At 69.3% G+C, this 20,992-nt stretch carries 17 protein-coding genes, 6 tRNA genes and 1 pseudogene; 2 read left to right on the top strand and 22 right to left on the bottom strand.

Going from position 1 to position 20,992, the window contains the following annotated elements; translation table 11 throughout:
- Nucleotides 1-19 precede the first annotated feature (19 nt).
- A complete protein-coding gene (locus FOF48_RS37410; RefSeq protein WP_143909266.1) occupies nucleotides 20-871 on the top strand; it encodes a 16S rRNA (uracil(1498)-N(3))-methyltransferase in 852 nt (283 codons plus the stop codon).
- Here the strand turns inward: FOF48_RS37410 and FOF48_RS35315 are convergent.
- From FOF48_RS35315 to FOF48_RS35245, 15 genes and pseudogenes are all read right to left on the bottom strand, one after another.
- Nucleotides 768-2,159 (bottom strand): annotated as a pseudogene (locus tag FOF48_RS35315) (DUF2914 domain-containing protein); the annotation flags it as partial. The gene FOF48_RS37410 and the pseudogene FOF48_RS35315 sit on opposite strands and share 104 nt — an antisense overlap.
- Before the next feature lie 102 nt (nucleotides 2,160-2,261).
- Complete coding sequence (gene grxD / locus FOF48_RS35310; RefSeq protein ID WP_143909264.1) at nucleotides 2,262-2,579, bottom strand: Grx4 family monothiol glutaredoxin; 318 nt, start codon at nucleotides 2,577-2,579, stop codon at nucleotides 2,262-2,264.
- 17 nt (nucleotides 2,580-2,596) lie between these two features.
- Nucleotides 2,597-2,854: a BolA family protein gene (locus tag FOF48_RS35305; protein ID WP_143909262.1), complete on the bottom strand. Its 258-nt coding sequence runs from the start codon at nucleotides 2,852-2,854 to the stop codon at nucleotides 2,597-2,599.
- Complete coding sequence (locus tag FOF48_RS35300; protein ID WP_143909260.1) at nucleotides 2,854-3,399, bottom strand: YqgE/AlgH family protein; 546 nt, start codon at nucleotides 3,397-3,399, stop codon at nucleotides 2,854-2,856. The genes FOF48_RS35305 and FOF48_RS35300 overlap by 1 nt, the downstream gene beginning before the upstream one ends.
- 60 nt (nucleotides 3,400-3,459) lie before the next feature.
- The gene (locus tag FOF48_RS35295; protein WP_143909258.1) at nucleotides 3,460-3,909 is read right to left on the bottom strand and encodes a response regulator; all 450 of its coding nucleotides are present in this window, start codon (nucleotides 3,907-3,909) and stop codon (nucleotides 3,460-3,462) included.
- A 65-nt stretch (nucleotides 3,910-3,974) separates the two neighbouring features.
- Nucleotides 3,975-4,787 carry an ABC transporter permease subunit gene (locus FOF48_RS35290; protein WP_143909256.1) on the bottom strand — a complete coding sequence of 271 codons (813 nt, stop codon included), beginning with the start codon at nucleotides 4,785-4,787 and terminating at the stop codon, nucleotides 3,975-3,977.
- Nucleotides 4,784-5,668 (bottom strand): ABC transporter permease subunit, encoded by an 885-nt coding sequence (locus tag FOF48_RS35285; protein ID WP_143909254.1) that lies wholly within the window; start codon nucleotides 5,666-5,668, stop codon nucleotides 4,784-4,786. Before FOF48_RS35285 ends, FOF48_RS35290 begins: the two co-directional genes overlap by 4 nt.
- 381 nt (nucleotides 5,669-6,049) lie before the next feature.
- Nucleotides 6,050-7,711, bottom strand: coding sequence for a peptide ABC transporter substrate-binding protein (locus FOF48_RS35280; RefSeq protein ID WP_143909293.1), 1,662 nt, complete (start codon nucleotides 7,709-7,711; stop codon nucleotides 6,050-6,052).
- Between the two features lie 177 nt (nucleotides 7,712-7,888).
- Nucleotides 7,889-10,345: an endopeptidase La gene (lon, locus tag FOF48_RS35275; protein ID WP_143909252.1), complete on the bottom strand. Its 2,457-nt coding sequence runs from the start codon at nucleotides 10,343-10,345 to the stop codon at nucleotides 7,889-7,891.
- Nucleotides 10,346-10,539: 194 nt separating this feature from the next.
- The gene (locus FOF48_RS35270; RefSeq protein WP_255443029.1) at nucleotides 10,540-12,759 is read right to left on the bottom strand and encodes a prolyl oligopeptidase family protein; all 2,220 of its coding nucleotides are present in this window, start codon (nucleotides 12,757-12,759) and stop codon (nucleotides 10,540-10,542) included.
- Between the two features lie 161 nt (nucleotides 12,760-12,920).
- On the bottom strand, nucleotides 12,921-14,204 hold the full coding sequence (gene clpX, locus FOF48_RS35265; protein ID WP_014394869.1) for an ATP-dependent Clp protease ATP-binding subunit ClpX: 1,284 nt from the start codon (nucleotides 14,202-14,204) through the stop codon (nucleotides 12,921-12,923).
- 231 nt (nucleotides 14,205-14,435) lie between these two features.
- On the bottom strand, nucleotides 14,436-15,056 hold the full coding sequence (clpP, locus tag FOF48_RS35260) for an ATP-dependent Clp endopeptidase proteolytic subunit ClpP (protein WP_143909250.1): 621 nt from the start codon (nucleotides 15,054-15,056) through the stop codon (nucleotides 14,436-14,438).
- A gap of 47 nt (nucleotides 15,057-15,103) precedes the next feature.
- Nucleotides 15,104-16,381 (bottom strand): trigger factor, encoded by a 1,278-nt coding sequence (gene tig / locus FOF48_RS35255; protein ID WP_143909248.1) that lies wholly within the window; start codon nucleotides 16,379-16,381, stop codon nucleotides 15,104-15,106.
- A gap of 104 nt (nucleotides 16,382-16,485) precedes the next feature.
- Nucleotides 16,486-16,567, bottom strand: a tRNA-Leu gene (locus tag FOF48_RS35250).
- A 138-nt stretch (nucleotides 16,568-16,705) separates the two neighbouring features.
- Nucleotides 16,706-16,778, bottom strand: a tRNA-Lys gene (locus FOF48_RS35245).
- Nucleotides 16,779-17,107: 329 nt separating this feature from the next.
- Here FOF48_RS35245 and bet point away from each other — a divergent pair.
- Nucleotides 17,108-18,163, top strand: coding sequence for a phage recombination protein Bet (gene bet / locus FOF48_RS35240; RefSeq protein WP_143909246.1), 1,056 nt, complete (start codon nucleotides 17,108-17,110; stop codon nucleotides 18,161-18,163).
- 163 nt (nucleotides 18,164-18,326) lie between these two features.
- Here the strand turns inward: bet and FOF48_RS35235 are convergent.
- The 7 genes from FOF48_RS35235 to FOF48_RS35205 all read right to left on the bottom strand — a co-directional run bounded on the left by FOF48_RS35235 (nucleotide 18,327) and on the right by FOF48_RS35205 (nucleotide 20,989).
- A tRNA-Arg gene (locus FOF48_RS35235) sits at nucleotides 18,327-18,400 on the bottom strand.
- A gap of 14 nt (nucleotides 18,401-18,414) precedes the next feature.
- Nucleotides 18,415-18,488 (bottom strand) — tRNA-His (locus FOF48_RS35230).
- 94 nt (nucleotides 18,489-18,582) lie between these two features.
- Nucleotides 18,583-18,659: transfer RNA gene (locus tag FOF48_RS35225), tRNA-Arg, on the bottom strand.
- A gap of 43 nt (nucleotides 18,660-18,702) precedes the next feature.
- Nucleotides 18,703-18,776: transfer RNA gene (locus tag FOF48_RS35220), tRNA-Pro, on the bottom strand.
- 71 nt (nucleotides 18,777-18,847) lie between these two features.
- Nucleotides 18,848-19,435, bottom strand: a complete 588-nt coding sequence (rdgB, locus tag FOF48_RS35215; protein ID WP_143909245.1) for an RdgB/HAM1 family non-canonical purine NTP pyrophosphatase — start codon at nucleotides 19,433-19,435, stop codon at nucleotides 18,848-18,850.
- On the bottom strand, nucleotides 19,432-20,136 hold the full coding sequence (gene rph, locus FOF48_RS35210) for a ribonuclease PH (RefSeq protein ID WP_143909243.1): 705 nt from the start codon (nucleotides 20,134-20,136) through the stop codon (nucleotides 19,432-19,434). Before rph ends, rdgB begins: the two co-directional genes overlap by 4 nt.
- Nucleotides 20,137-20,182: 46 nt before the next feature.
- Entirely contained in the window at nucleotides 20,183-20,989 is an 807-nt protein-coding gene (locus tag FOF48_RS35205; protein ID WP_143909241.1) for an N-acetylmuramoyl-L-alanine amidase, read from the bottom strand.
- Nucleotides 20,990-20,992 lie beyond the last annotated feature (3 nt).

Below are 20,992 nucleotides of genomic sequence, written 5' to 3'. Positions count from 1 at the left end.
CGGCTAGATGGGGCCTACCGTGAACCTGCTCCTGCTCTTCGACGAGGACTTCCAGCCGGACGGCACCGCCCGGCTCACCGGGCGCCGCGCCCAGCACGCCCGCGAGGTCCTCAAGGCCGAAGCCGGCGAGTCCCTGCGCGTGGGCCGCCTGGACGGCCCCACCGGCGCGGGCGAGGTCCTGGAGAACGCCCCCGGCCTGCTCCACCTGCGCGTCACCCTGGACGAGGCCCCGCCCCCGCGCGCGGGCGTGGACCTGCTCCTGGCCATCCCCCGCCCCAAGGCGCTCAAGAAGGTGCTGCCCGCGGTGGCCTCCCTGGGCGTGGACCGGGTGGTGCTGGTGAACGCGGCCCGCGTGGAGAAGAGCTACTTCGACTCCAAGGTGCTCAACGAGGCCTTCGTGCGCGAGCTGCTCCACCAGGGTCTGGAGCAGGCCCGCGACACCCGCCCTCCCCAGGTGCTGGTGCGCGAGCGCTTCCGCCCCTTCGTCGAGGACGAGCTGGACACGGTCTTCGGCACGGAGGCCCTGCGCCTGCTGCCCCACCCTCCGGCCCGGCAGCCCCTCCAGGCCGCGGGCGTCGCGGGCGCCCGGCGCGTGGTGCTCGCCATTGGCCCGGACGGCGGCTGGGTGCCCTTCGAGGCCCAGCTGCTGGAGGCCCACGGCTTCCAGCCCTTCTCCCTGGGCCCCCGCATCCTGCGCGTGGAGACGGCGGTGCCCGTGCTCCTGGGTCAGGTGACGCTGCTCAAGGCGCCGGCGCCGTCGGAGCCCCGGGCGCAGGGGCCCCCTGCGCGCCGGGAGCCTCGTTCGCGGGCGCCGCCACCGCCGCCGGAGGCTGCGTCTTCTCCCACTCCTCCAGCGGCAGGGGCTCGATGACCTTGAGCGTGGACACGTCCACCTTCACGGGGCGCGGCTCCGTGCGCGTGTCGGCGGTGACGGTGAAGCCCAGGCGGTTGATTTCGTGCCCGTCCTCCGTCTCCAGCACGACGCGCCAGTCGCCCGGCTTGGGCGTGGTGCCCGGCTGCGCGTAGTAGCGGTAGCCGCCCTCCGTGCCGTTGCTGCTCACCGTGGCGAGGTAGCCATTGCCCAGCGCCGTCCAGCCCTTCTGCGGGTGGTCGAAGAACCAGCGCACGCGCACGCGGTACCGCTCGAAGCCCTTGGGCGCGAAGATGCGGAAGAAGTACACGGGCTGCTCGCCGGGCCGCACCGTGAAGTCCTGGTCGCCGTGGTGCCACGCCGTCCAGAACCGCCACCACGGCCGCGCCTCCGACGTCAGGTGATACACGCCCGGGGAGACGCGCTTCACCGCGTGGTAGATGCCGCTGTACTGCACCGCCAGCGGCACCGGCGGAATCACGCCCAGGAAGTAGCACCCCAGCAGCAGCGCCTGCACGCCGAAGCCGGGCACCGCCACCGTGCGCAGCAGCACCGCCGCGTCCGGGCGCCACCGCCGCAGCACGCGCAGGAGCCCGTAGACGCTCCCGCAGCCCATGGCCACGGAGAGCGTGAAGATCCACCACCCCACCCGGCCCAACAGCACCGGCAGGAGCGACGCGAAGTAGAGCGTCACGCACAGGCTGAAGAGGGCCACGCGGATGACGGGCCCCAGCTGCCGGAAGCGCGGCAGCTCGTTCGCCACCAGCAGCAGGAACATCCCCCCGAGGAACAGCAGGGACGTGATGCCCGAGGAGCTCTTGAACAGGAACAGCGTGAAGGCGCTCAGCAGGCTGCCCAGGAAGAAGTGCAGCGCGTCCTCGCGGAAGCGCCACACCTTCACCAGGAAGCGGGGCGGCTCCACGCCTTCGGGGTAGCGCTGCTCCAGCACCAGCAGGCCCGCGAGGATGGCCAGGTAGGCGAAGTTCTGCACCTCCGTGAGCGCATCGTCGATGGGGCTCAGCGTGAGGACGTCGTAGAGGAAGCCCGCGAAGAAGAAGAGGGCCATCTCCTGCCGCTCGTACTTCGCGCGGAACGCCTGCACCCGGTCCACCAGCGTGGGCGTCTTCTCCGTGGAGACCAGGTCGTCCGGGTCCGCCACCCCCGCCGTCGTGGCGACCGCGACGTTCGCCCCCGGCGGAAGCGGGCCCCCGGCTCCGGTGGCTGGCACTCCCGGCACTTCGGTGGACGCGTCCTGCGGCTTCGAATCAGGCGGTGTGACGGTGAGCACGGCGGCGGGGACCCCTCTTGGCGACCGCCGCCCATTCTACGCGGGGGACGGGGCCCGGGTCTTCCCCGGGCCTCGCGGCCCCCCGCTCGAGCCACGGGGCGCCTACTTGCCGCCGGCGGCGACCAGGTCCTGCAGCTCGCCGCGCTCGGCCAGCTCCATCAGGATGTCCGAGCCCCCCACGAACTTCCCGTGGATGTAGACCTGCGGAATCGTGGGCCAGTTGGAGTAGTCCTTGATGCCCTGGCGCACGGCGGGGTCCGCGAGCACGTCCACCGTGTGCACCGGCCCCAGCGGCTGCAGCAGCTGGAGGGCGCGCGCGGAGAAGCCGCACTGCGGGAACAGGGCATTGCCCTTCATGAAGAGGACGATGGGGTGGGACTTCACCGTGTCGTCGAACTGGGCCTTGAGGGTCGGATCCATGAAACGTTGCTCCTTCTTCAGCGGGGCCCGAGCTTCTTCCACTGCTCGGGCGAATAGGTCTTGAGCGCGAGCGCGTGCAGCTCTCCGGACTTCAACCACGGCTGCAGGGGCGCATAGACGAGCTGGTGCTGCTCCACCATCGTCTTGCCGGTGAAGGCCGGGGAGACGACGCGCGCCTCGAAGTGGTCCCCCGTCCCCGTGGTGTCGTTCAACTCCACCTCGGAGCCCGGCAGGGCATCGAGGAGGTAACGGCGAAGCGTCTCGGCGTCGAGCATCAGTTCATCCCTTTCCCCATCACCAACATGGCCGGGTCCACCCCCAGGCCGCGCAGGGTGGCATCCCACAGCTTGGCCGGGTCGTGTCCCAGCACCGCGTCCGCGGTGGCGTCGGCATACAGCCACGAACCGGCGGCGATCTCATTCTCCAACTGCTTGGGCCCCCAGCCCGCGTAGCCCAGGCAGAAGCGCACCCGAGGGCTCGCCCGCTGCAACAGGGGCCCCAGCGCGTCCAGGGTGACGCTCAGGTACAGGCCGGGCAGGACCGGGTGCTTCTCCGGCACGGTGTCGTCGTCATGCAGGACGAAGCCCCGCTGGGGCTCCACCGGGCCGCCCACGAACACCGGCTGCGACACGCGCTCCGTCGAGATGTCCATCGACTGACCGCGCGCCAGCTCACCCAGCGTCAGGGGCGCTCCCCGATTCACGACGAGCCCCATGGAGCCCGTCTCCCCGTGTTCGATCATCAGGATGACCGACCGGTAGAAGTTCGGGTCTCCAAGCTGGGGCATGGCCAGCAGGAAGCCGGAAGCGAGGTTCTTCACGCAGGGGAGCATCGGCCGTCCGGCGGGGGTGTGCAACCGGAACCCGCTCCCCTGCCGACTTCAGTGCCAGCTGTGGTGCTTGGACTTGAGCGCCTTTGCCAGCCGCTCCGGATCCAACGGCTTGCCGATGAAGAGGTCCGCGCCCAGGCCCTTGCACTTGCGCGCGGTGGCCGCGTCGCTCATGGCGCTCACGCCGATGAGGACCGCCTGCGGGAAGCGCTCCCGCAGCCGGGACATGAGCGTGGTGCCGCTGCGGCCGGGCAGGAACACGTCCACGATGGCCGCGTCCATGCGCTTGTTGCGCACGGCGAACTCGGCCTCCTCGGCGCTGCCCACGGGCATGGCCTGGTAGCCCCAGCCGCTCACCAGCTCCACCAGGAACTCGCGGTGGGCGGCGTCGTCCTCCACCACCAGCACCGAACCCCGAACGGTCTCCTTGCGCAGACCGTCGTCGCGCGGACGCTCATCACGGGCAGGGGCAAGGGGGATTTCTTCCGTCGGGAGGGACATGGTGTTCACCAGGGGGTAATGGGTTTCCGTCCGTGGGAAACCTTTGCCCCAATGTGCGGCATTCCTCACACTTGGCGACGGGTACCTCCCCCCAACGCCTGGGAAGCGAGCGAGGCGCCGAGCACGAGCAGGACCAGCAGCCCCCAGGCGGGAATCACCACGCGCCCCCCGCCCTCGTAGATGAGCGCCGCGTAGGACGTGCCCAGGTAGCGGCCCAGCGACATGGGCTCCATGCGGGCGATGCCGAAGAAGCTCACCGTGGACTCGGTGAGGATGGCGTTGGGCAGGCGGCTGAGGAAGACCGCCAGCACGAACGGCCGCAGCATGGGCCACAGGTGCACGCGCAGGACGTGCGGCCCACCGCCGCCCAGGGCCCGCGCGGCGGCGACGTACTCCTGGCCCTCCAGCGTGGCCAGGCGGTCGCGGAACATGCGTGCGGGGCCCGCCCAGCCCACCAGGGCCAGCGACGTCACCATCAAGCCGAAGGGGCCCAGGCCGCCGCCCATGCCCGCGTCCATCAGCGACTGGCCGGCGAGCTGGAGCACCATCACCACGAGCACGTCCGGCAGGGCGAAGACGGCATCCACGGCGCGCAGGAGGACCTGCTCCGTCACGCCGCCGGACAGCCGCGCGAGCGCCGCGACGCCCAGCCCCAACACGGTGGACAGGGCACCAGCCGCGAGCCCCACCGCCAGGGACACCCACAGGCCGCCGAAGGCCAGCTCGCACACGCTGCGGTCCGGGCGGTTCAGGTCCCAGCCGAGCGGGCAGGTGTGCGCGAGGGCTTCGGGGAACAGGCGGCCGGCCACCAGGCTCAAGGCGCCCAGGCCCACGAGGAGGAGCAGGCCCACCCAGGCGCGAAGCGGGATGCGGTTCACGCGCGGGCCTCCCGGGCGCGCGGATCCACGAGCACGCGAAGCAGCTCCACCGTGAGGCTCACGGCGACGAGCACGGTGGCGAAGGTGGTGGTGGACACGACGACGACGGCGACCTGCTTGTTGAGGACGGCGAGCACGTAGAGCTGGCCGAAGTAAGGCAGGCCGAAGACGCGTTCCGCGGCGAACGAGCCCGCGAGCAGCGCGGTGGCGACCGGGGTCACGGCGTCCAGGAGCGCCGGCCACACGTTGGGGAGGACGTGGCGGCGCAGCACCGTGCCGGGGTCCAGCCCCTTGCTGAGCGCGGTGCGCACGTAGTCGCGCGACAGCTCCGTCTCCAGCGCGTCACCCACCAGCGTGCCCAGGAAGGTCCCGGGCCAGATGGCGATGACGACCGCCGCGCAGAGCTCTGGCAGCAGGTGGCCGCGCTCCACCACGGAAGGGGCCAGCAGCAGCGCGGGGATGAACACCGGAGTCCCGAACGCGATGGCGGGAAGCGCGTCGCCCAGCACGGCCCACCGCCCGCGCCGCCAGCGGGTGCGCAGGAGCGCGAAGCCCAGCGCCCACGCGAGCGCCAGGGGCAGCGCGACCAGGCCCACGCCGACGCTGCCGGAGAGTTTCTGCAGGAGCTCATCCCCGGTGATGCCCTGGGCACTGGTGCCCAGCCGCTCCCCCGCGAACAGCTTCTGCCAGGGGCGGAGGAACCCGAACGGCTCCCCGATGCCCAGGTCGCGCTGGTACGACGCCGCCAGCTCCGGAGACACCTGCCGCTTGGTGTCGCTCTCCGTGGTGAGCGGCAGCGCGGCCATGAGGAAGTACGAGGCCACCGCCACCACCGGCACGAGCACGAGCTGCCGCGCGAGGCGCGTCGCGATGAGGCGCATGCGCTAGGCCCCCCGCCTTGAGGTCCGAGCCAGACGCGAGCGCCACGGCCCGAACGAGCGAAGGCCCTTGTCGCACAGGGGCCACCGCGGCGCCGGAGGCGAACACGAAGTCCCAGGCACGCGCCGACGCCACCAGGCCCGCAGGTCCATGGCGCGCGGACACAAGCGCTCGCATGAAGTGTCCCGGCCCACGGACACCCGCGGCCGAGGCAGCTCCGAGCGCCCGGGCTCCGAACGGCGCGCTCGCACGGCACGCCTCGGAGGGCTCCTGTCGGTCGAGCATCCGGGCAGGGCCGGGCGAGTCCCGCGCATCAGCCAGGGCGCCTCGGGGCCCAGACCCCCGGCTCGCATCGAACTGTCGGGGCGCACCCTGCGCATGCGCTAGGGCTCCTTGCCTTCCGCCTGGGCCATGGGCGCTTCATCCGGCCCCAGCCGCAGGGCGCGCAGCGCGAGGAAGTTGAACGGATCCACGTCCAGGCCATGCAGCCGCGCCCGCGCCCGGAAGTAGCGGTCCGGGTGGTACAGCGGCGCGATGACGGCCTGTTCGCCCACCAGCAGCTCCTGCGCCTGCGTGTACAGCTCGCGCGCGTGCGCGGGGTCCGCGTCGCCGTCCGCCTCCTCCAGCAGCTGCTCGAAGCGGCGCATCGGCTCGCCCGCGCCCTGTGTCTCCCAGCCCGTCTGGTGATTGCCCTGCCGCTCGAAGAGCGTGAAGAACGTGTTCGGGTGCGCGTAGTCCGCGCCCAGCCGGCGCAGGTACAGGTCATAGGCGCGCGCCCCTTGCGGCGTCCTTCGAGCCACCTCCGCGGAGAAGTCCGAGCGCGCATCCACCACGACCCGCACGCCCACCCGCGCCAGCTGCGCCGCGATGCGCTCCGCCAGCGCCTCCTCCGGCACGAACGAATCCCCCGCCTTCACCACCAGCCGCAGCGGCCGGTCCAGGCCCGTCACCCCCTCCAGCTCCGCCTTCGCTCGCTCCGGCTCGTAGCGCGGCAGCCGGGCGGCCTGCTCGGGCGAGGCCGAGTCCGGGAGCTCCGGCGGCAGCAACACGTTCGTCGCGCGCGCCGCGGGCAGCAGCCCCGCGAGCAGCGCCTCCCGGTCCAACGCCCGCGCCAGGGCCCGGCGCACCTCCGGCCGGTCCAACGGCGGACGCTCGGTGTTGAAGCCCAGGAAGTACGTGGACAGCAGGGGCTCGCGCTTCAGGTCCGCCGCGCGCATCCCGCGCAGCGCCGCCGCGCTGTCCACGAAGACGAAGTCCACGCGGCCCCGCTCGTACAGCGCGGGGCCGATCTCCGACTTCATCAGCGTCAGCACCGGGGCCGGCGTCTCCCCGGGCTCCAGGGGGGGCGCGAACGCGCTGCGCGGGTTGTAGACGAGCCGCACGCGCTCTCCCGCGCGGTCCCACCGCTCGACGCGGTACGGGCCCACGGCCAGCGGACGCCCATCGCGAGGCCGGTCGAAGTAGTCGCGCACCGCCTCGTCGGACCTGCCCTCCAGGTCCGCCGAGGGCGCCGGGAAGAACAGGTACACGTTCGCGAGCCGCGCCAGGAAGTAGCTGCGGGGCCGCGCCAGCGTCACCCGCAGCGTCCGCGCATCCACCGCCTCCACGCCCACCCGCGCCAGCGCGGCCTTCACCTCCGCCTCCGGTGCCCCCCGCTCCAGCAGCGCGAGCACCGCCTCCGCGCCCTCCAGGTCCGCCATCTCCCCGCGCTCGCGGCCCCGCAGCGCCCGGTGCCAGCCGAAGACGAAGTCGCGCGCCGTCACGGGAGCGCCGTCCGACCACGTCACGTCGGGGCGCAGGTGGAAGGTGTACACATCGTGGCCAGCGGCGTCCGCCTCGCGCTCCCACCGCTCCGCCAGCCCGGGTTGCACGGAGTGGTCCGCGCCCAGCGTGGTGAGCCCCTTCTGCGTGGCGAGCATCACCGGGTAGTTCACCCAGCTCATCGGATCCGAATGGCTCCAATCGAGCGTGGTGGGCATCGCCGGCACCACCACCTTCACGCCCGGCTCCGGCTGGAAGCCGCAGGGCCCGCAGGCCGCGACCATCACCAGCACCAGGGAGGACGAAAGGATTCGCGCGCGGGGAGCCACTGCCCGCGTTGTACCCCAGGCACGGTCCGAAAATAGAGAAGCCAGGAGACCGGCGACTCCTGGTCGGCCGGCATCCTGGCTTGAACCCCACGCATCCCGGACCCCTGGAAGGGCCCGGGGCTCAGGCCGTCATCAGGCCGGCGCGGAAGGCGTGGACACCGTCTCCGACACGGACAGCCCCGTCTTCAGGTTGTCCCCGGCGCCCTTGCGGCCGAACTCCTCCGGCTTCTCCAGGAGCAGCGCCTCGCGAAGCACGTCGTCCACGAACTCCACCGGGACGATGCGCAGCGCCTTGCGGATCTTCAGCGGGATGTCCTTCAGGTCCTTCTTGTTCGCCTTCGGGATGAGGACCGTCTTGATGCCCGCGCGGTGCGCCGCCAGCGTCTTCTCCTTCAGGCCGCCAATGGGCAGCACGCGGCCGCGCAGCGTGATTTCACCCGTCATCGCCACATCCCGGCGGACCGGCACGCGCGTGAGCGCGCTCACCAGCGCCGTGGCCATGGTGACGCCCGCGGACGGACCGTCCTTGGGGATGGCGCCCTCCGGCAGGTGGACGTGGATGTCGTAGTTCTCGAACACCTTGCGGTCGATGCCGAAGCGCTCCGCGCGGCTGCGCACGTAGGACATGGCCGCCTGCGCCGACTCCTGCATCACCTCGCCCAGCTTGCCGGTGATGATGAGCTTGCCCTTGCCCGGCATGGACGTGGCTTCCGTCGTGAGGATCTCACCGCCCAGCTCCGTCCACGCGAGGCCGGTGACGATGCCCACCTGGTCCTCGCGCTCCGCCACGCCGTAGCGGAAGCGGGGCGTGCCCAGGAACTTCATCGCCTGCTTGCGGTCCACCTCGATGAGGTCCCGCTTGCCGTTCTTGAGCACGTCGCGGGCGATCTTCCGGAACACGCCGCCAATCTCGCGCTCCAGCGAGCGCACGCCCGACTCGCGCGTGTACCGGTGCACGATGGTCTTCAGCGCGTCATTGGTGATGTCGATCTTCAGGTCCGCGAGGCCGTTGGCCTCCTGCTCCTTCGGGATCAGGTAGCGCCGCGCGATGGAGAGCTTCTCCGGCTCGGTGTACCCCGCGATGCGGATGACCTCCATGCGGTCCTGCAGCGGACCGGGGATGTTGTGCATCGTGTTCGCGGTGCAGATGAACATCACCTTGGACAGGTCGTAGTCCAGGTCCAGGTAGTGGTCGTTGAAGTTGTGGTTCTGCTCCGGATCCAGCACCTCCAGCAGCGCCGCGCTCGGGTCGCCACGGAAGTCCGTGGACATCTTGTCGATCTCATCCAGGAGGAACACGGGGTTGTTGCTGCCCGCCTTCTTCAGGGACTGGATGAGCTTGCCCGGCATCGCGCCGATGTACGTGCGGCGGTGGCCGCGGATCTCCGCCTCGTCGCGCACGCCGCCCAGGGACAGGCGCACGAACTTGCGGCCCGTGGCCCGCGCGATGCTGCGCGCCAGCGACGTCTTGCCCACGCCCGGCGGCCCCACGAAGCACAGCACGGGGCCCTTCAGCTTCTTCACCAGCTGCTGCACGGCCAGGTACTCGAGGATGCGCTCCTTCGGCTTCTTCAGGCCGTAGTGGTCCTCGTTGAGCACCCGCTCCGCTTCGGTGACGTCCAGCCGGTCCTGGGTCTCGTCGTACCAGGGCAGGCTGATGATCCAGTCGATGTAGTTGCGGACGACCGTGGCCTCGGCGCTCATCGGGCTCATCATCCGGAGCTTCTTCAGCTCTTTCTTGACCTTGAGCGTGGCCTCCTTGCTCATCCGCTTGTTCTTCAGCTTCTCTTCAATCTCCTGGATCTCGTTCTTGAACTCGTCGCGCTCACCCAGCTCCTTCTGAATGGCCTGCATCTGCTCATTCAGGTAGTACTCCTTCTGGGTCTTCTCCATCTGCTTCTTGACGCGCGTGCGGATCTTCTTCTCCACCTGGAGGATCTCGATCTCGCCCTGCATCAGCTCGTAGAGCTTCTCCAGCCGCTTGGCCGGGGACTCCGTCTCCAGCAGCGCCTGCTTGTCGTTCAGCTTCAGCGACAGGTGCGCGACGATGGTGTCCGCCAGGCGCGCCGGGTCGTCGATGCTGGCGACCTGCATCAGCATCTCCGGCGGGATGCGCTTGTTGAGCTTCACGAAGGCTTCGAAGACGGAGTGGACGGAGCGCACCAGCGCCTCCAACTCCACGCTCTTCTCCAGTTGCTCTTCGACTTCATCCACCTCCACCATGAAGAAGGCGTCGTTCGGGTGGAACTTCTTCACCTTCGCGCGGCGCACGCCCTCCACCAGCACCTTCATCGTGCCGTCAGGGAGGGGCAGCAGCTGGATGAGGTGCCCGATGGTGCCGAAGTGGAAGATGTCGTCGGGCGAGGGGTCGTTCGTCTTGGCCTTCTTCTGCGCGGCCAGCAGGATGACGGCCTTGTCATCCGGACCCTTGTGGGCCATCGCGTCCTTCAGGGCCGCGATGGACTTCTCCCGGCCGACGAACAGCGGCACCACCATGTGCGGGAACACGATGATGTCCCGAAGGGGCAAGAGCGGGATGGTGAGTCCCCGCTTCTGGGCTTCCTTCTTGTCGTCACGTCCGAAGAACATGTATCCGCCACCCGCTGGCCTGCCAGACAGACAGGCCCTTCAAGAGTTGCCCGCATGCCCGCCGAACGCGCATGCAGGGTGAAATACCGCTCTATAACACGCCGGTCACAGGCCCCGTTCCCGTCACAAGATTGGGGGTCCGCACCCTGCCTTCAAGGGAACACCGAGAGGCGGAACTGTGTCCTGCCTGGATTCTAGCGGCTCTCGGCCGCCACCCCGGCGTCCGGCCGGGCCACGCCCAGCACCTGGAAGAGGAAGGCGTACATGTCCGCGCTGGACTCGATGGCCTTCGCCACCTGGTCCGCCCCGCCGTGGCCCGCGTTCGCTTCGATGCGTAGCAATGCCGGGGATGGATTGCCCTTCGCGTTCTGCACTTCCGCCACGAACTTGCGCGCGTGCATGGGGTCCACGCGGTCGTCGTGGTCGGAGCCCATCATCAGCAGGGCTGGATACTTCACGTCCTGCCGCACGTGGTGGTAGGGCGAATAGGCGTACAGGGTCTTGAACTGCCCGGCGTCCTCCGCCGATCCGTACTCCGGCACCCACGTCCGCCCGCTCCCGAACAGGTGGTAGCGCACCATGTCCAGAAGCGGCACCCCGCAGACCACCGCGCCGTACAGCTCCGGGTGCTGGGTCATCGCCGCGCCCACCAACAGGCCGCCGTTGCTGCCGCCGTAGATGGCCAGCTTCGACGCCTGCGTGTACTTATCCTGGGCCAGGAACTGGGCCGCCCCGGCGAAGTCGTCGAAGACGTTCTGCTTGTTCGCGCCCCGGCCCGCCTCGTGCCACGCGGTGCCGTACTCACCGCCGCCGCGCAGGTTGGCCACCGCGTAGATGCCGCCTGAGTCCAGCCACGGCAGGATGCTGGCGCGGAAGGTGGGCTGCATGCTGACGAAGAAGCCTCCGTACCCGTACAGCAGCGTGGGCGCCGTCCCGTCCTTCTTCAGGCCCTTCTTGTAGACGAGGAACATGGGCACCCGGGTGCCGTCCTTCGACGCGTAGAAGACCTGCTCCACCTGGTACGCGTCCGGGTCCATGGGCACTTCCACCTTCGCCCACAGGTCCACCTTCCCGCCCTTCACGGACGTCCGGTACACCTGCCGGGGCGTGGTGAAGGAGCTGAAGGCGAAGTAGGCGTCGTCCTGGTCCTCCAGGCCCGCCAGGTTGGACGCGGCGCCCACGCCCGGCAGCTGCACGGTGCGCACCGGCTTGCCCTCCAGCGTGGCGATCCGCAGCTCCGTGGCCGCGTCCTTCAGGTACTCCAGCGCCAGGTGGCCGCCCACCAGCGACACGCTCTCCAGCGCCGCCTGGGGGTCCTCCGGCACCAGCTCCTTCCAGTTCGCGCGCTCCGGCTTCTTCGGGTCCACGCCGAAGACGCGCTGGCGCGGGGCGCCCTCGTCGGTGACGACGTAGAAGCGGTCCTTCCAGGGGATGACGTTGTACTTGGCGCCCTTGCCCTTCACGAGCAGCCGCCAGTCCTTCTCCCCCGGGTGCTTCCAGTAGACGTCGTTCTCGCTCCAGCCGCGCAGGATGGAGACGAACAGGTACTTGCCGTCCCGCGACAGGTCGCCCTGGAGGAACGTGGACGGGTCACCGGTGCGCTCGTGCACCACCACGTCGCGCTTCGGGTCCTGCCCCAGCACGTGGAACTTGAGCGTGGTGTAGCCGGGGCGCGCGTCCACCGGGATGGAGGCGTCCGTGGGCAGCCACTCGTAGTAGAAGCCCTTGCCGTCCGGCGTCCAGTGCGGCTGGGCGTACTTGGCGCCCTCGATGACGTCCACCTTGGACCACTCACCGGTGGCCACGTCCATCACGTGCAGGACGGCCTCGTCCGCGGCGTTGGGCCGCTGCGCGAAGGCCACGCGCTTGCCGTCCCAGGAGGGCGCCCACGTGCCCAGGGACACCGTGCCGTCCTTGCTCCAGGTGTTCGGATCCAGCAGCACCTTCTCCGGACCGGCCTCGCCCTGCTTCCAGTAGACGATGGCCTTCTCCTTGTCCTTGTGCGTGCGCATGAAGAAGTAGCGCTCGCCCCGGCGCGCGGGCGCCGACACGGAGTCCACGTAGAACAGCTCCTTGAAGCGTTTGGCGAGCGCGTCCCGGCCCGGCATCGCCTCCAGCGCGGTGCGCGTGAAGCCGTCCTGCGCCTTCATCCAGGCCTGGACCTCGGGGGACTTCTCGTCCTCCAGCCAGCGGTACGGGTCCGCCACCTGCTGTCCGTGCAGCGTGTCCACCACCGCTTCGGAACGGGTCGCCGGGTAGGCCATGCGGGAAGGGCCCTCCTGGGCCGGAGCGCTGTCACCCGCCGCGGACCGGGCCCCCGAGGACGCGGACGCGGGCACCTCTTCGCGCGTGGCGTCCTTCGAGGAGACACAGGCCACAAGTGACAACAGGGCGGGCATGAGGAGCTTTCTCATGGGGGACAGCAGATACAAGAAGGCCCCGCCCCCGGCCCGGAAAAAATCGCGGCCCGCTCCCACGCCTGGGCTGCCCCGCGAAGACGAGGGGCGCGCCCGGGTCCGCGACCCGTGTCGCGGCGCCCATGACGCGCCCCGTCATGCCCGATGAGGCTCCGGCGTTACGCCGATTCCTTCTTGGGCTCCGGCGTCTCCTTGTTGTCCTGCGAGTGCAGCACGACGGGCTCGCTCTTCTTGAGGATGACCTCCTCGGAGATGAGCACCTCGCGGGCCGTCTTGCGGGACGGGATTTCGTACATCACGTCCAGCATGGCCGTCTCCAGGATGGAGCGCAGGCCGCGCGCGCCGGCCTTGCGGCGGATGGCCTCCGACGCGATGGCCTTCAGCGCGCCGTCGGTGAACTTCAGCGACACGCCGTCCAGTTCGAAGAGCTTGCGGTACTGCTTGGTGAGCGCGTTCTTGGGCTCGCCCAGGATGTTCACGAGCGCGCCTTCGTCCAGCTCCTCCAGCGCGGTGATGATGGGCAGACGGCCGATGAACTCCGGAATCATGCCGAACTTGAGCAGGTCCTCCGGCTCCACGTGCTTGAGCAGCTCGCTCAGGTTGCGCTGCTTGCGCGATTGGATCTCCGCGCCGAAGCCCAGGCTGCGCCCGCCCAGGCGCCGCTCGATGACCTGCTCCAGGCCGCCGAAGGCGCCGCCGCAGATGAAGAGGATGTTGGTGGTGTCCACCTGCAGGAACTCCTGCTGGGGGTGCTTGCGGCCGCCCTTGGGCGGGACATTGGCCACCGTGCCTTCGATGATCTTCAGGAGCGCCTGCTGCACGCCCTCGCCGCTCACGTCACGGGTGATGGAGGGGTTCTCCGACTTGCGGGCGATCTTGTCGATTTCGTCGATGTAGACGATGCCCCGCTGCGCGCGCTCGATGTCGTGGTCGGCCGCCTGGAGCAGGTTGACGATGATGTTCTCCACGTCCTCGCCCACGTAGCCGGCCTCCGTGAGGCACGTGGCGTCCGCGATGGTGAAGGGGACGTTGAGGATGCGCGCGAGCGTCTGGGCCAGCAGCGTCTTGCCGGAGCCCGTGGGGCCGAGGAGCAGGATGTTGCTCTTCTGCAGCTCCACGTCGTCCATGGCGACCTTGGACTCGATGCGCTTGTAGTGGTTGTGCACCGCCACCGACAGCGTCTTCTTCGCCCGCTCCTGGCCCACCACGTACTCATCCAGCACGGCCTTGATTTCAGAGGGCCGGGGGATGCGCAGCTTGGTGTCCTTGGTCTCCTCGCGGTCGATCTCCTCCGCGATGATGTCGTTGCACAGCCCGATGCACTCGTCGCAGATGTAGACCGTCGGGCCCGCGATGAGCTTCTTGACCTCCTTCTGCGACTTTCCGCAGAAGGAGCAGCAGAGGGTCTGGTTGTCTCGCTTCTCCACGTTCTTACCCGCCATGAAATCCCTCGCTGCGCCTGAAAGGCCCCAACCCGCTTCGCGTCCGGTCCCCTGCTCTCGCCAATCTAGTCAGCCCCCATCCGGAACGTCCACGCACCTTCGGGGTACTTAACAAGGCGAAAATGCCGGCGACGACAGAAACGAGAAGGCCGGAGGCGCGGGAGAGAGTCCCAGCACCCCCGGCCACCGGCCGAGTCCCTGCCACCCCGGTCCGTTGGGTTTTCCCGCTGTCTACTTCTTCTCTTCCGCCTTCACGCCCACGACCTTCCGGGGGTCCTGGATGGCGTCGATGATGCCGTACGCCTTCGCCTCCGTGGCGCCCATGAAGTAGTCGCGGTCCGTGTCCTTCTCCACGCGCTCGATCGTCTGCCCGGTGTGCTTGACGATGAGCTCGTTGAGCTTGGCCTTCATCCGGAGGATTTCGCGGGCCTGGATTTCGATGTCCGTCGCCTGGCCGCGCGCGCCGCCCAGGGGCTGGTGGATCATGATGCGGCTGGACGGCAGCGAGTAGCGCTTGCCCTTCGCCCCGGCCAGCAGCAGCACGGCGCCCATGGAGGCCGCCTGCCCCACGCAGATGGTGGACACGGGCGCCTTGACGTACTGCATCGTGTCGTAGATGGCGAGCCCCGCCGTCACGGACCCACCCGGCGAGTTGATGTACAGGTTGATGTCCTTGTCCGGGTCCTCGGACTCCAGGAACAGGAGCTGCGCGACGATGGCGTTGGCCACGTCATCGTCGATCTCCGTGCCCAGCATGACGATGCGGTCCTTCAGGAGCCGGCTGTAGATGTCGTACGAGCGCTCACCCCGGTGGGTCTGCTCGATGACGTAGGGGACGGGCATGAAGGGCATGTCGGATGGACCTCGAGAAGGGACTCAGGAACCTTGAAGGAAAAGCCTCAAGAATACTTCGCCCGGCCCTTGAGGAATTCAATCGTCTTTTCCTCGCGGAGTCGCAGAGACAACCCAAGGCGCTCGTCCGGACCCTTGAAGTACTTCTTCACCTGGGCGACGGGCTGGTTGGCCTCGATGGCGAGGTCCTCGATGCGCTTCTCCACGTCCTCGTCGGACGCCTGGATGTTCTGCTGCTGGGCGATGGCCTCGAACAGGAGCGTCCCCTTCACCTCCAGGACGGCCTTCTCGCGCATCTCGTCGCGCAGCCGGTTGAAGTCCAGGTTGAGCTGGCGCGGGTCGATGCCCTGGCGCTGCATCTGGCGGAAGGCGCCCTCCATCATGGAGTCGATGGCGCGCTCCACCATGGCGCGGGGCACGTCGAACGCGTTCTTCTCCAGCAGGGCCTTGATGAGGCCGTCGCGCTCGTCCACCTGGGCCTGGTTCTTCTTGGCCTTCTCCAGGTCCGAGCGGACCTTCGCGCGCAGCTCGTCCACCGTCTGGGCGACGCCGGTCTCCTTGGCGAAGTCGTCGTTGAGCTCCGGCACCACCGGCTTCTTCAGCTCCTTGACGGTGATGTGGAAGATGGCCGCCTTCCCGCGCACTTCCTCCGCCTGGTAGTCCTGGGGGAAGGTGTACTCGACGTCCTTGGAGTCGCCGACCTTCACGCCCGCCAGCTGCGGGATGTTGCCCTGGATGAGGTCGCCGTCCTGCACGCGCACGCCAATGCCGTCCGCCTTGCTGCCGGGGAACGCATTGCCGTCGACCTTCGCCTCGAAGTCGATGGTCACCTGGTCGCCGGCGGCCGCGGTGTCACGGTCGGTGACGGGCTCGATGCGGCCCTGGTTCTGGCGCATGCGCTCGATCTGCTCGTTCACCGCGTCGTCGGAGATGGCGGTGTCGATCTTCGAGAGGCTCACGCCCTCGTAGTCCTTCGCCTCCACGCGCGGCTTCACCTCCACGCGGGCCTCGAAGTTGAAGGGGGCGTTGGGCTTGAGGCCGGAGTTGGTGACCTGGGGAGAGGCGACGGCCTCCACCTTGTGCTCGCGGACGGCGTCCAGGTAGGCCTTCTGGACGACGCGCTGGATGACGTCGTCCTCCACCTGCTCGCGGTACTTCTGCTCGAGGATGCGGCGGGGAACCTTGCCCTGGCGGAAACCGGGCAGCTTCACCTGGCCGCTGAGCGCGGCGTACGCGCGGTTGAGCTCCTCCGCCACGCGGGCGTTGTCGACCTCGATGGAGAGCTTCTTCTCGATGGGAGAAAGCTCCTCGACCTGGACCTTCATGCGGGCCTCGCTCGCCGCCTCCACGGGCCTACGCGTCCCGGGGCGGCAACCGGAAAGTGGGACGTGCGGCTTTAGGGGATAGGCACGAACGGGTCAACGCGAAATGGGCGAGGAGGGACTCGAACCCTCACACCTTGCGGTACCAGATCCTAAGTCTGGCGCGTCTACCAGTTTCGCCACCCGCCCGACGCGTCGCGCGACCGTCCTACCGCGAAACGTCCGTGGGCAACAGGGGCTTTCCCGCGCGCCCTCTGGCCCCTGCCGGAGGGGCGGATGCCGGAAAAGAAACAGGGCCCCTTCCGTTTCCAGAAGGGGCCCTGCGAGTGAGAGCGGAGGGAATCGAACCCACAACCTATGGATTAAGAGTCCATTGCTCTGCCAATTGAGCTACGCTCCCGGCTTTACTGGGGCCGCGTTGGCTGCGCGACGTCCGAGGTGGCGCGGTGAATACCGGGCGCCGCCCGCCCTGTCAAAACGTTTTTGCACACCCCCGTTCATTCCCCGCGTCCTGGGCGGATGCCCGCCCTGCTGCCGGCCGGTCCACGGTCCTGGAAGCGATGCGAAGGGTCCATCCGGCCCGCATGTTGATCCACGCCGCGGTTCGCGCTTCAGGCCTGTAGCAGAGGTTCGTCTGGCCCCTGCTTCGGGTCAGGGGTGCGTCCCGGGCAACCAGGTGGGCGGGCGAGGGTCGCCCGTCCTTTTCGAGTGGTGCGGGAGAAGACAGTGATGGAAGCCAACGTGAAGGCGGATGGAGTGACGTCGCCGCAGGGCGCGGCCTGGAACCGGGAGCGGGTGGACCTGGTGAAGCGGACCATCTGCCCCCGGGGAATCAGCGAGGACGAGTTCGCGCTCTTCATCGAGCAGTGCAAGCGCAGCGGGTTGGATCCGCTCCTGAAGGAGGCGTTCTGCGTGGCGCGTCGGCAGAACGTGGGCAACCGGGAGCGGCCCAACTGGGTGACGAAGTACGAGTTCCAGCCCTCGGAGGCCGGCATGCTGGCCCGGGCGGAGCGCTTCCCGGACTTCAAGGGCATCCAGGCGAGCGCAGTGTTCGCCGAGGACGAGATCGTCGTGGACCAGGGCAAGGGGGAGGTGGTGCACCGCTTCAACCCGGCCAAGCGCAAGGGCGCCCTGGTGGGTGCCTGGTCGCGGGTGGTGCGCGAGGGGAAGCTGCCGGTGGTGGTGTGGCTGGACTTCGCCGGCTACGTCCAGCAGACGCCGCTCTGGGCCAAGATCCCCACGACGATGATCGAGAAGTGCGCCCGCGTGGCGGCGTTGCGCAAGGCGTACCCGGAGGCCTTCGGCGGACTGTACGTGCGCGAGGAGATGCCGGCCGAGGAGTACGACGCGCACGGAGCCCACGACGAGCCGGCCCCCACGTCCGGGACCTACGAGGTGCTGGGAGCGAGGCCGGGCCAGATGAAGGCGTCCTTCCCCACCCTGGCGCCCACGCCAGCCACCATGGAGTCCCGGCCCCCTGAGAAGGAGGAGCCGAGGCTCGACGTCGACGTGCCGCTGGCGCCCCTGGCCCAGACGCCCGAGCGGCCGAAGGCGAGCGCGGTGGTGGTGGCGTTCGGTCCGTACAAGGGCAAGACGACGTCGGAGCTGTCCGACGACGAGCTGAGCGAGACCATCGACCTGGCGCACGAGAAGCTGATGGAGCAGCCCCGGGCCCGGTGGGCGAAGGCCATGCGCGAGAACCTCACCGCGCTGGAGGCGGAGACGGAGTCGCGCTGCCGCGTGCCGTCCGCCAAGGACGGCGCCGGGACGAACCCGGAGGCCTGAAGGTCGTCGTAGCCCCGAAATGAACAACGCCCGCGTTCCCTGTCTGGGGGCGCGGGCGTTTATGTCTACGGTGTCTGTGATTGGCAGCGCGAAGGCAGCTACGTCCCAGTCATGGGGGCAACCCTGGCCGACTTGCCTTCGTGGATTCGGAGGGTTGAGGAAGTGCGCCCAGAGGGACTTGAACCCCCAACCCTCGGCTTCGAAGGCCGATGCTCTATCCAGTTGAGCTATAGGCGCGGGAAGCAAAGAAGGGCGAATGACCGGGATCGAACCGGCAACCTCCGGAGTCACAGTCCGGCGCTCTAACCAGTTGAGCTACATTCGCCGTCACTTCGCACGTCACGGCTTTGATGCGGCGGTCTCCTACCGTGGAAACCGAGGCCGTACAAGGCCCAAATACACCCCCCAGCCTGCAGATTTGGCGCCCCAGGCAGGGCTCGAACCTGCGACCCCCGACTTAGAAGGTCGGTGCTCTATCCAGCTGAGCTACTGGAGCTGGTCGTTCCACGACGACTGCTGCTTCAACACGGCACTTCAAGTCGGGGCGAGAGGATTCGAACCTCCGACCCCCTGCGCCCAAGGCAGGTGCGCTACCAGGCTGCGCTACGCCCCGAGAAGTGCTGCATTCTTCGCCTAACGCGGACGGACGCGCAAGCTCGCAGTTCCTGACGCCCGTCCGCCCGGTCAAAGCGCCAACAGATGGCGCCGCATCAGCCCGAAGGCCTTCGCCCGGTGAGACACCCGCGCCTTCTCCTCCGGCGCCAGCTCCGCCATGGCGCGTCCGCTGCCGTCCGCCACCTGGAACACCGGGTCATAGCCGAAGCCGTTCGTCCCCTTCGGCGCGCGCAGGATGGTGCCCTCGCAGCGGCCCACCTCCACCCGGGGCTCGCCCTCCCCCGTCACCAGCGCCAGGGCGCAGTAGAAGGACGCCGTCCGCTTCCCGTCCGGCACGCCCTCCAGCTCCCCGAGCAGCTTCTCGTACCGGGCCCGGTCATCCCCCGGCGCGTACCGCGCGGAGAGCACCCCGGGCCGTCCATCCAGCGCGTCCACGCACAGCCCCGAGTCATCCGCCAGCGCGGGCAACCCCGTGGCCTTCGAGTAGGCGCGCGCCTTCAGCACCGCGTTGTCCTCGAAGGTGGCGCCGTCCTCCTCGGGCTCCGGCACGGGAGGCAGGTCCTTGAGGGACACCACCTCCACGGCGTCGCCCACGAGCGCGCGCAGCTCGCGCAGCTTGCCCGCGTTTCCAGTGGCGAAGAGCAGCTTCGGCTTCATCCCAGCACCTTCGCCTGCGCGGCCGTGAGCTGCTGGATGGCGGCCAGGCCCCCGTCCAGCATCGCGTCCATCGCCTTGCGGTCGAAGAGCTTGTGCTCCGCGGTGCCCTGCACCTCCACGATGCGGCCGTCGCCCGTGGCCACGAGGTTCAGGTCCACCTCCGCGGTGGAGTCCTCGTCGTAGTCCAGGTCCACGCGCACCTCGCCGTTCACCACGCCCACCGACACCGCGGCCAGCGGCGTGAGGTTCTTCAAGAGGCCCGGCTTGTTGAGCGAGCGCAGGGCCATCACCAGCGCCACGTACGCGCCGGTGATGGACGCGGTGCGCGTGCCGCCGTCCGCCTGGATGACGTCACAGTCCAGCGTGAAGGTGCGAACCCCCAGCGACGGCAGGTCCACCGCCGCGCGCAGGGCCCGGCCGATGAGGCGCTGGATCTCCATGGTGCGGCCGGACTGCTTGCCCTTCGCCGCCTCGCGCGAGCCGCGGGTGTGCGTGGCGCGCGGGAGCATCCCGTACTCGGCCGTCACCCAGCCGGAGCCCTTGCCCATCAGGTGCGGCGGGACGCGGTCCTCCACCGAGCAGGTGACGAGCACCTTGGTGTGGCCGAACTCCACCTGCACGGAGCCCTCCGCGTAGCGGTTGACGTTGGGCGTGAGGGTGACAGGCCGAAGCTCCAGCGCACCACGTTGGAAGGAACGCACGAGGGAAAGCTCCTGACGGGAGGGGACGTGAAGCCCCCACGCTTTATCAGGGCCCGGTGGATCCGGCCACCGGTTGCGAGGGCGAGGTGTCCCGCCGGCGCGTCTCCCGCAAGAAGGCCTGCACCCCCTCCGAGATGGCCTCCGCCAGCGTCTCCTGGTACCCGGCCTTCCCCAGCCGGGCGCCCTCCTGCGGGTGGGAGATGAAGCCCACCTCAATCAGCACCGCCGGCGCCTCCACGCCCGTGAGGACGAAGAACGGCGCCTGCTGCACGCCCCGGTCCGCCGCGCCGCTCTTGGACACCAGCCGCGGGTGGATGGCGTAGGCCAGCCGGGACGCATCCGAGTGCGCCTCCGTGCGCGCCAGGTCATCCAGGATGAAGGCCAGCGTGGAGTGTCCGCGCGCGGAGCGGGCCGTGGGCGCCTCCGCGTTCTCGCGGTCCGCCACCGCCCGCGCGGCCTCACCCGACGCGTTGGCGGAGAGGAAGTACGTCTCGATGCCCTCGGTGCGCTCGCGCAGCCGCTTCGTGGGCATGGAGTTGGCGTGGATGGAGAGGAAGAGGTCCGGCCGCTGGACGTTGGAGAACTCCACCCGCTCCGACAGCGCCATCAGCGTGTCGCGGTCGCGCGTGAGGAACACCTCGCTGCCCGCGGCCTCCAGCTTGTCGCGCAGGCGCTGGGCAATCTGGAGGGCGACCTCCTTCTCCCAGAGCTCCCCCGGCCCCTTCGCGCCCTCCTTCGCACCGCCATGTCCCGGGTCGATGACGATGCGCGCGACGCGCTCCCCTGCCCCGGCCAGGGCCGGAAGGAGACACGCGAGCGCGAGGAGACAGATGGGGGAGCGGCGAGGCGACATTCG

The sequence above is a fragment of the Corallococcus sp. Z5C101001 genome, from assembly GCF_007352635.1.
Taxonomy (GTDB): Bacteria; Myxococcota; Myxococcia; order Myxococcales; family Myxococcaceae; genus Corallococcus; species Corallococcus silvisoli.
The sequence above is the reverse complement of the archived record's forward strand: the minus strand, read 5'-3'. Positions and strand labels throughout refer to the sequence as shown.

Excerpts from the sequence above, each read along its gene's own strand:
- FOF48_RS35295 (WP_143909258.1), bottom strand. The coding sequence starts at position 3,909 with ATGTCCCTCCCGACGGAAGAAATCCCCCTTGCCCCTGCCCGTGATGAG.
- clpX (WP_014394869.1), bottom strand. The coding sequence starts at position 14,204 with ATGGCGGGTAAGAACGTGGAGAAGCGAGACAACCAGACCCTCTGCTGC.
- FOF48_RS35205 (WP_143909241.1), bottom strand. The coding sequence starts at position 20,989 with ATGTCGCCTCGCCGCTCCCCCATCTGTCTCCTCGCGCTCGCGTGTCTC.
- rdgB (WP_143909245.1), bottom strand. The coding sequence starts at position 19,435 with ATGAAGCCGAAGCTGCTCTTCGCCACTGGAAACGCGGGCAAGCTGCGC.
- bet (WP_143909246.1), top strand. The coding sequence starts at position 17,108 with ATGGAAGCCAACGTGAAGGCGGATGGAGTGACGTCGCCGCAGGGCGCG.
- grxD (WP_143909264.1), bottom strand. The coding sequence starts at position 2,579 with ATGGATCCGACCCTCAAGGCCCAGTTCGACGACACGGTGAAGTCCCAC.
- lon (WP_143909252.1), bottom strand. The coding sequence starts at position 10,345 with ATGTTCTTCGGACGTGACGACAAGAAGGAAGCCCAGAAGCGGGGACTC.
- FOF48_RS35305 (WP_143909262.1), bottom strand. The coding sequence starts at position 2,854 with ATGCTCGACGCCGAGACGCTTCGCCGTTACCTCCTCGATGCCCTGCCG.
- clpP (WP_143909250.1), bottom strand. The coding sequence starts at position 15,056 with ATGCCCTTCATGCCCGTCCCCTACGTCATCGAGCAGACCCACCGGGGT.
- tig (WP_143909248.1), bottom strand. The coding sequence starts at position 16,381 with ATGAAGGTCCAGGTCGAGGAGCTTTCTCCCATCGAGAAGAAGCTCTCC.
- FOF48_RS35280 (WP_143909293.1), bottom strand. The coding sequence starts at position 7,711 with ATGGTCGCGGCCTGCGGGCCCTGCGGCTTCCAGCCGGAGCCGGGCGTG.
- FOF48_RS35285 (WP_143909254.1), bottom strand. The coding sequence starts at position 5,668 with ATGCGCCTCATCGCGACGCGCCTCGCGCGGCAGCTCGTGCTCGTGCCG.
- FOF48_RS35270 (WP_255443029.1), bottom strand. The coding sequence starts at position 12,759 with ATGAGAAAGCTCCTCATGCCCGCCCTGTTGTCACTTGTGGCCTGTGTC.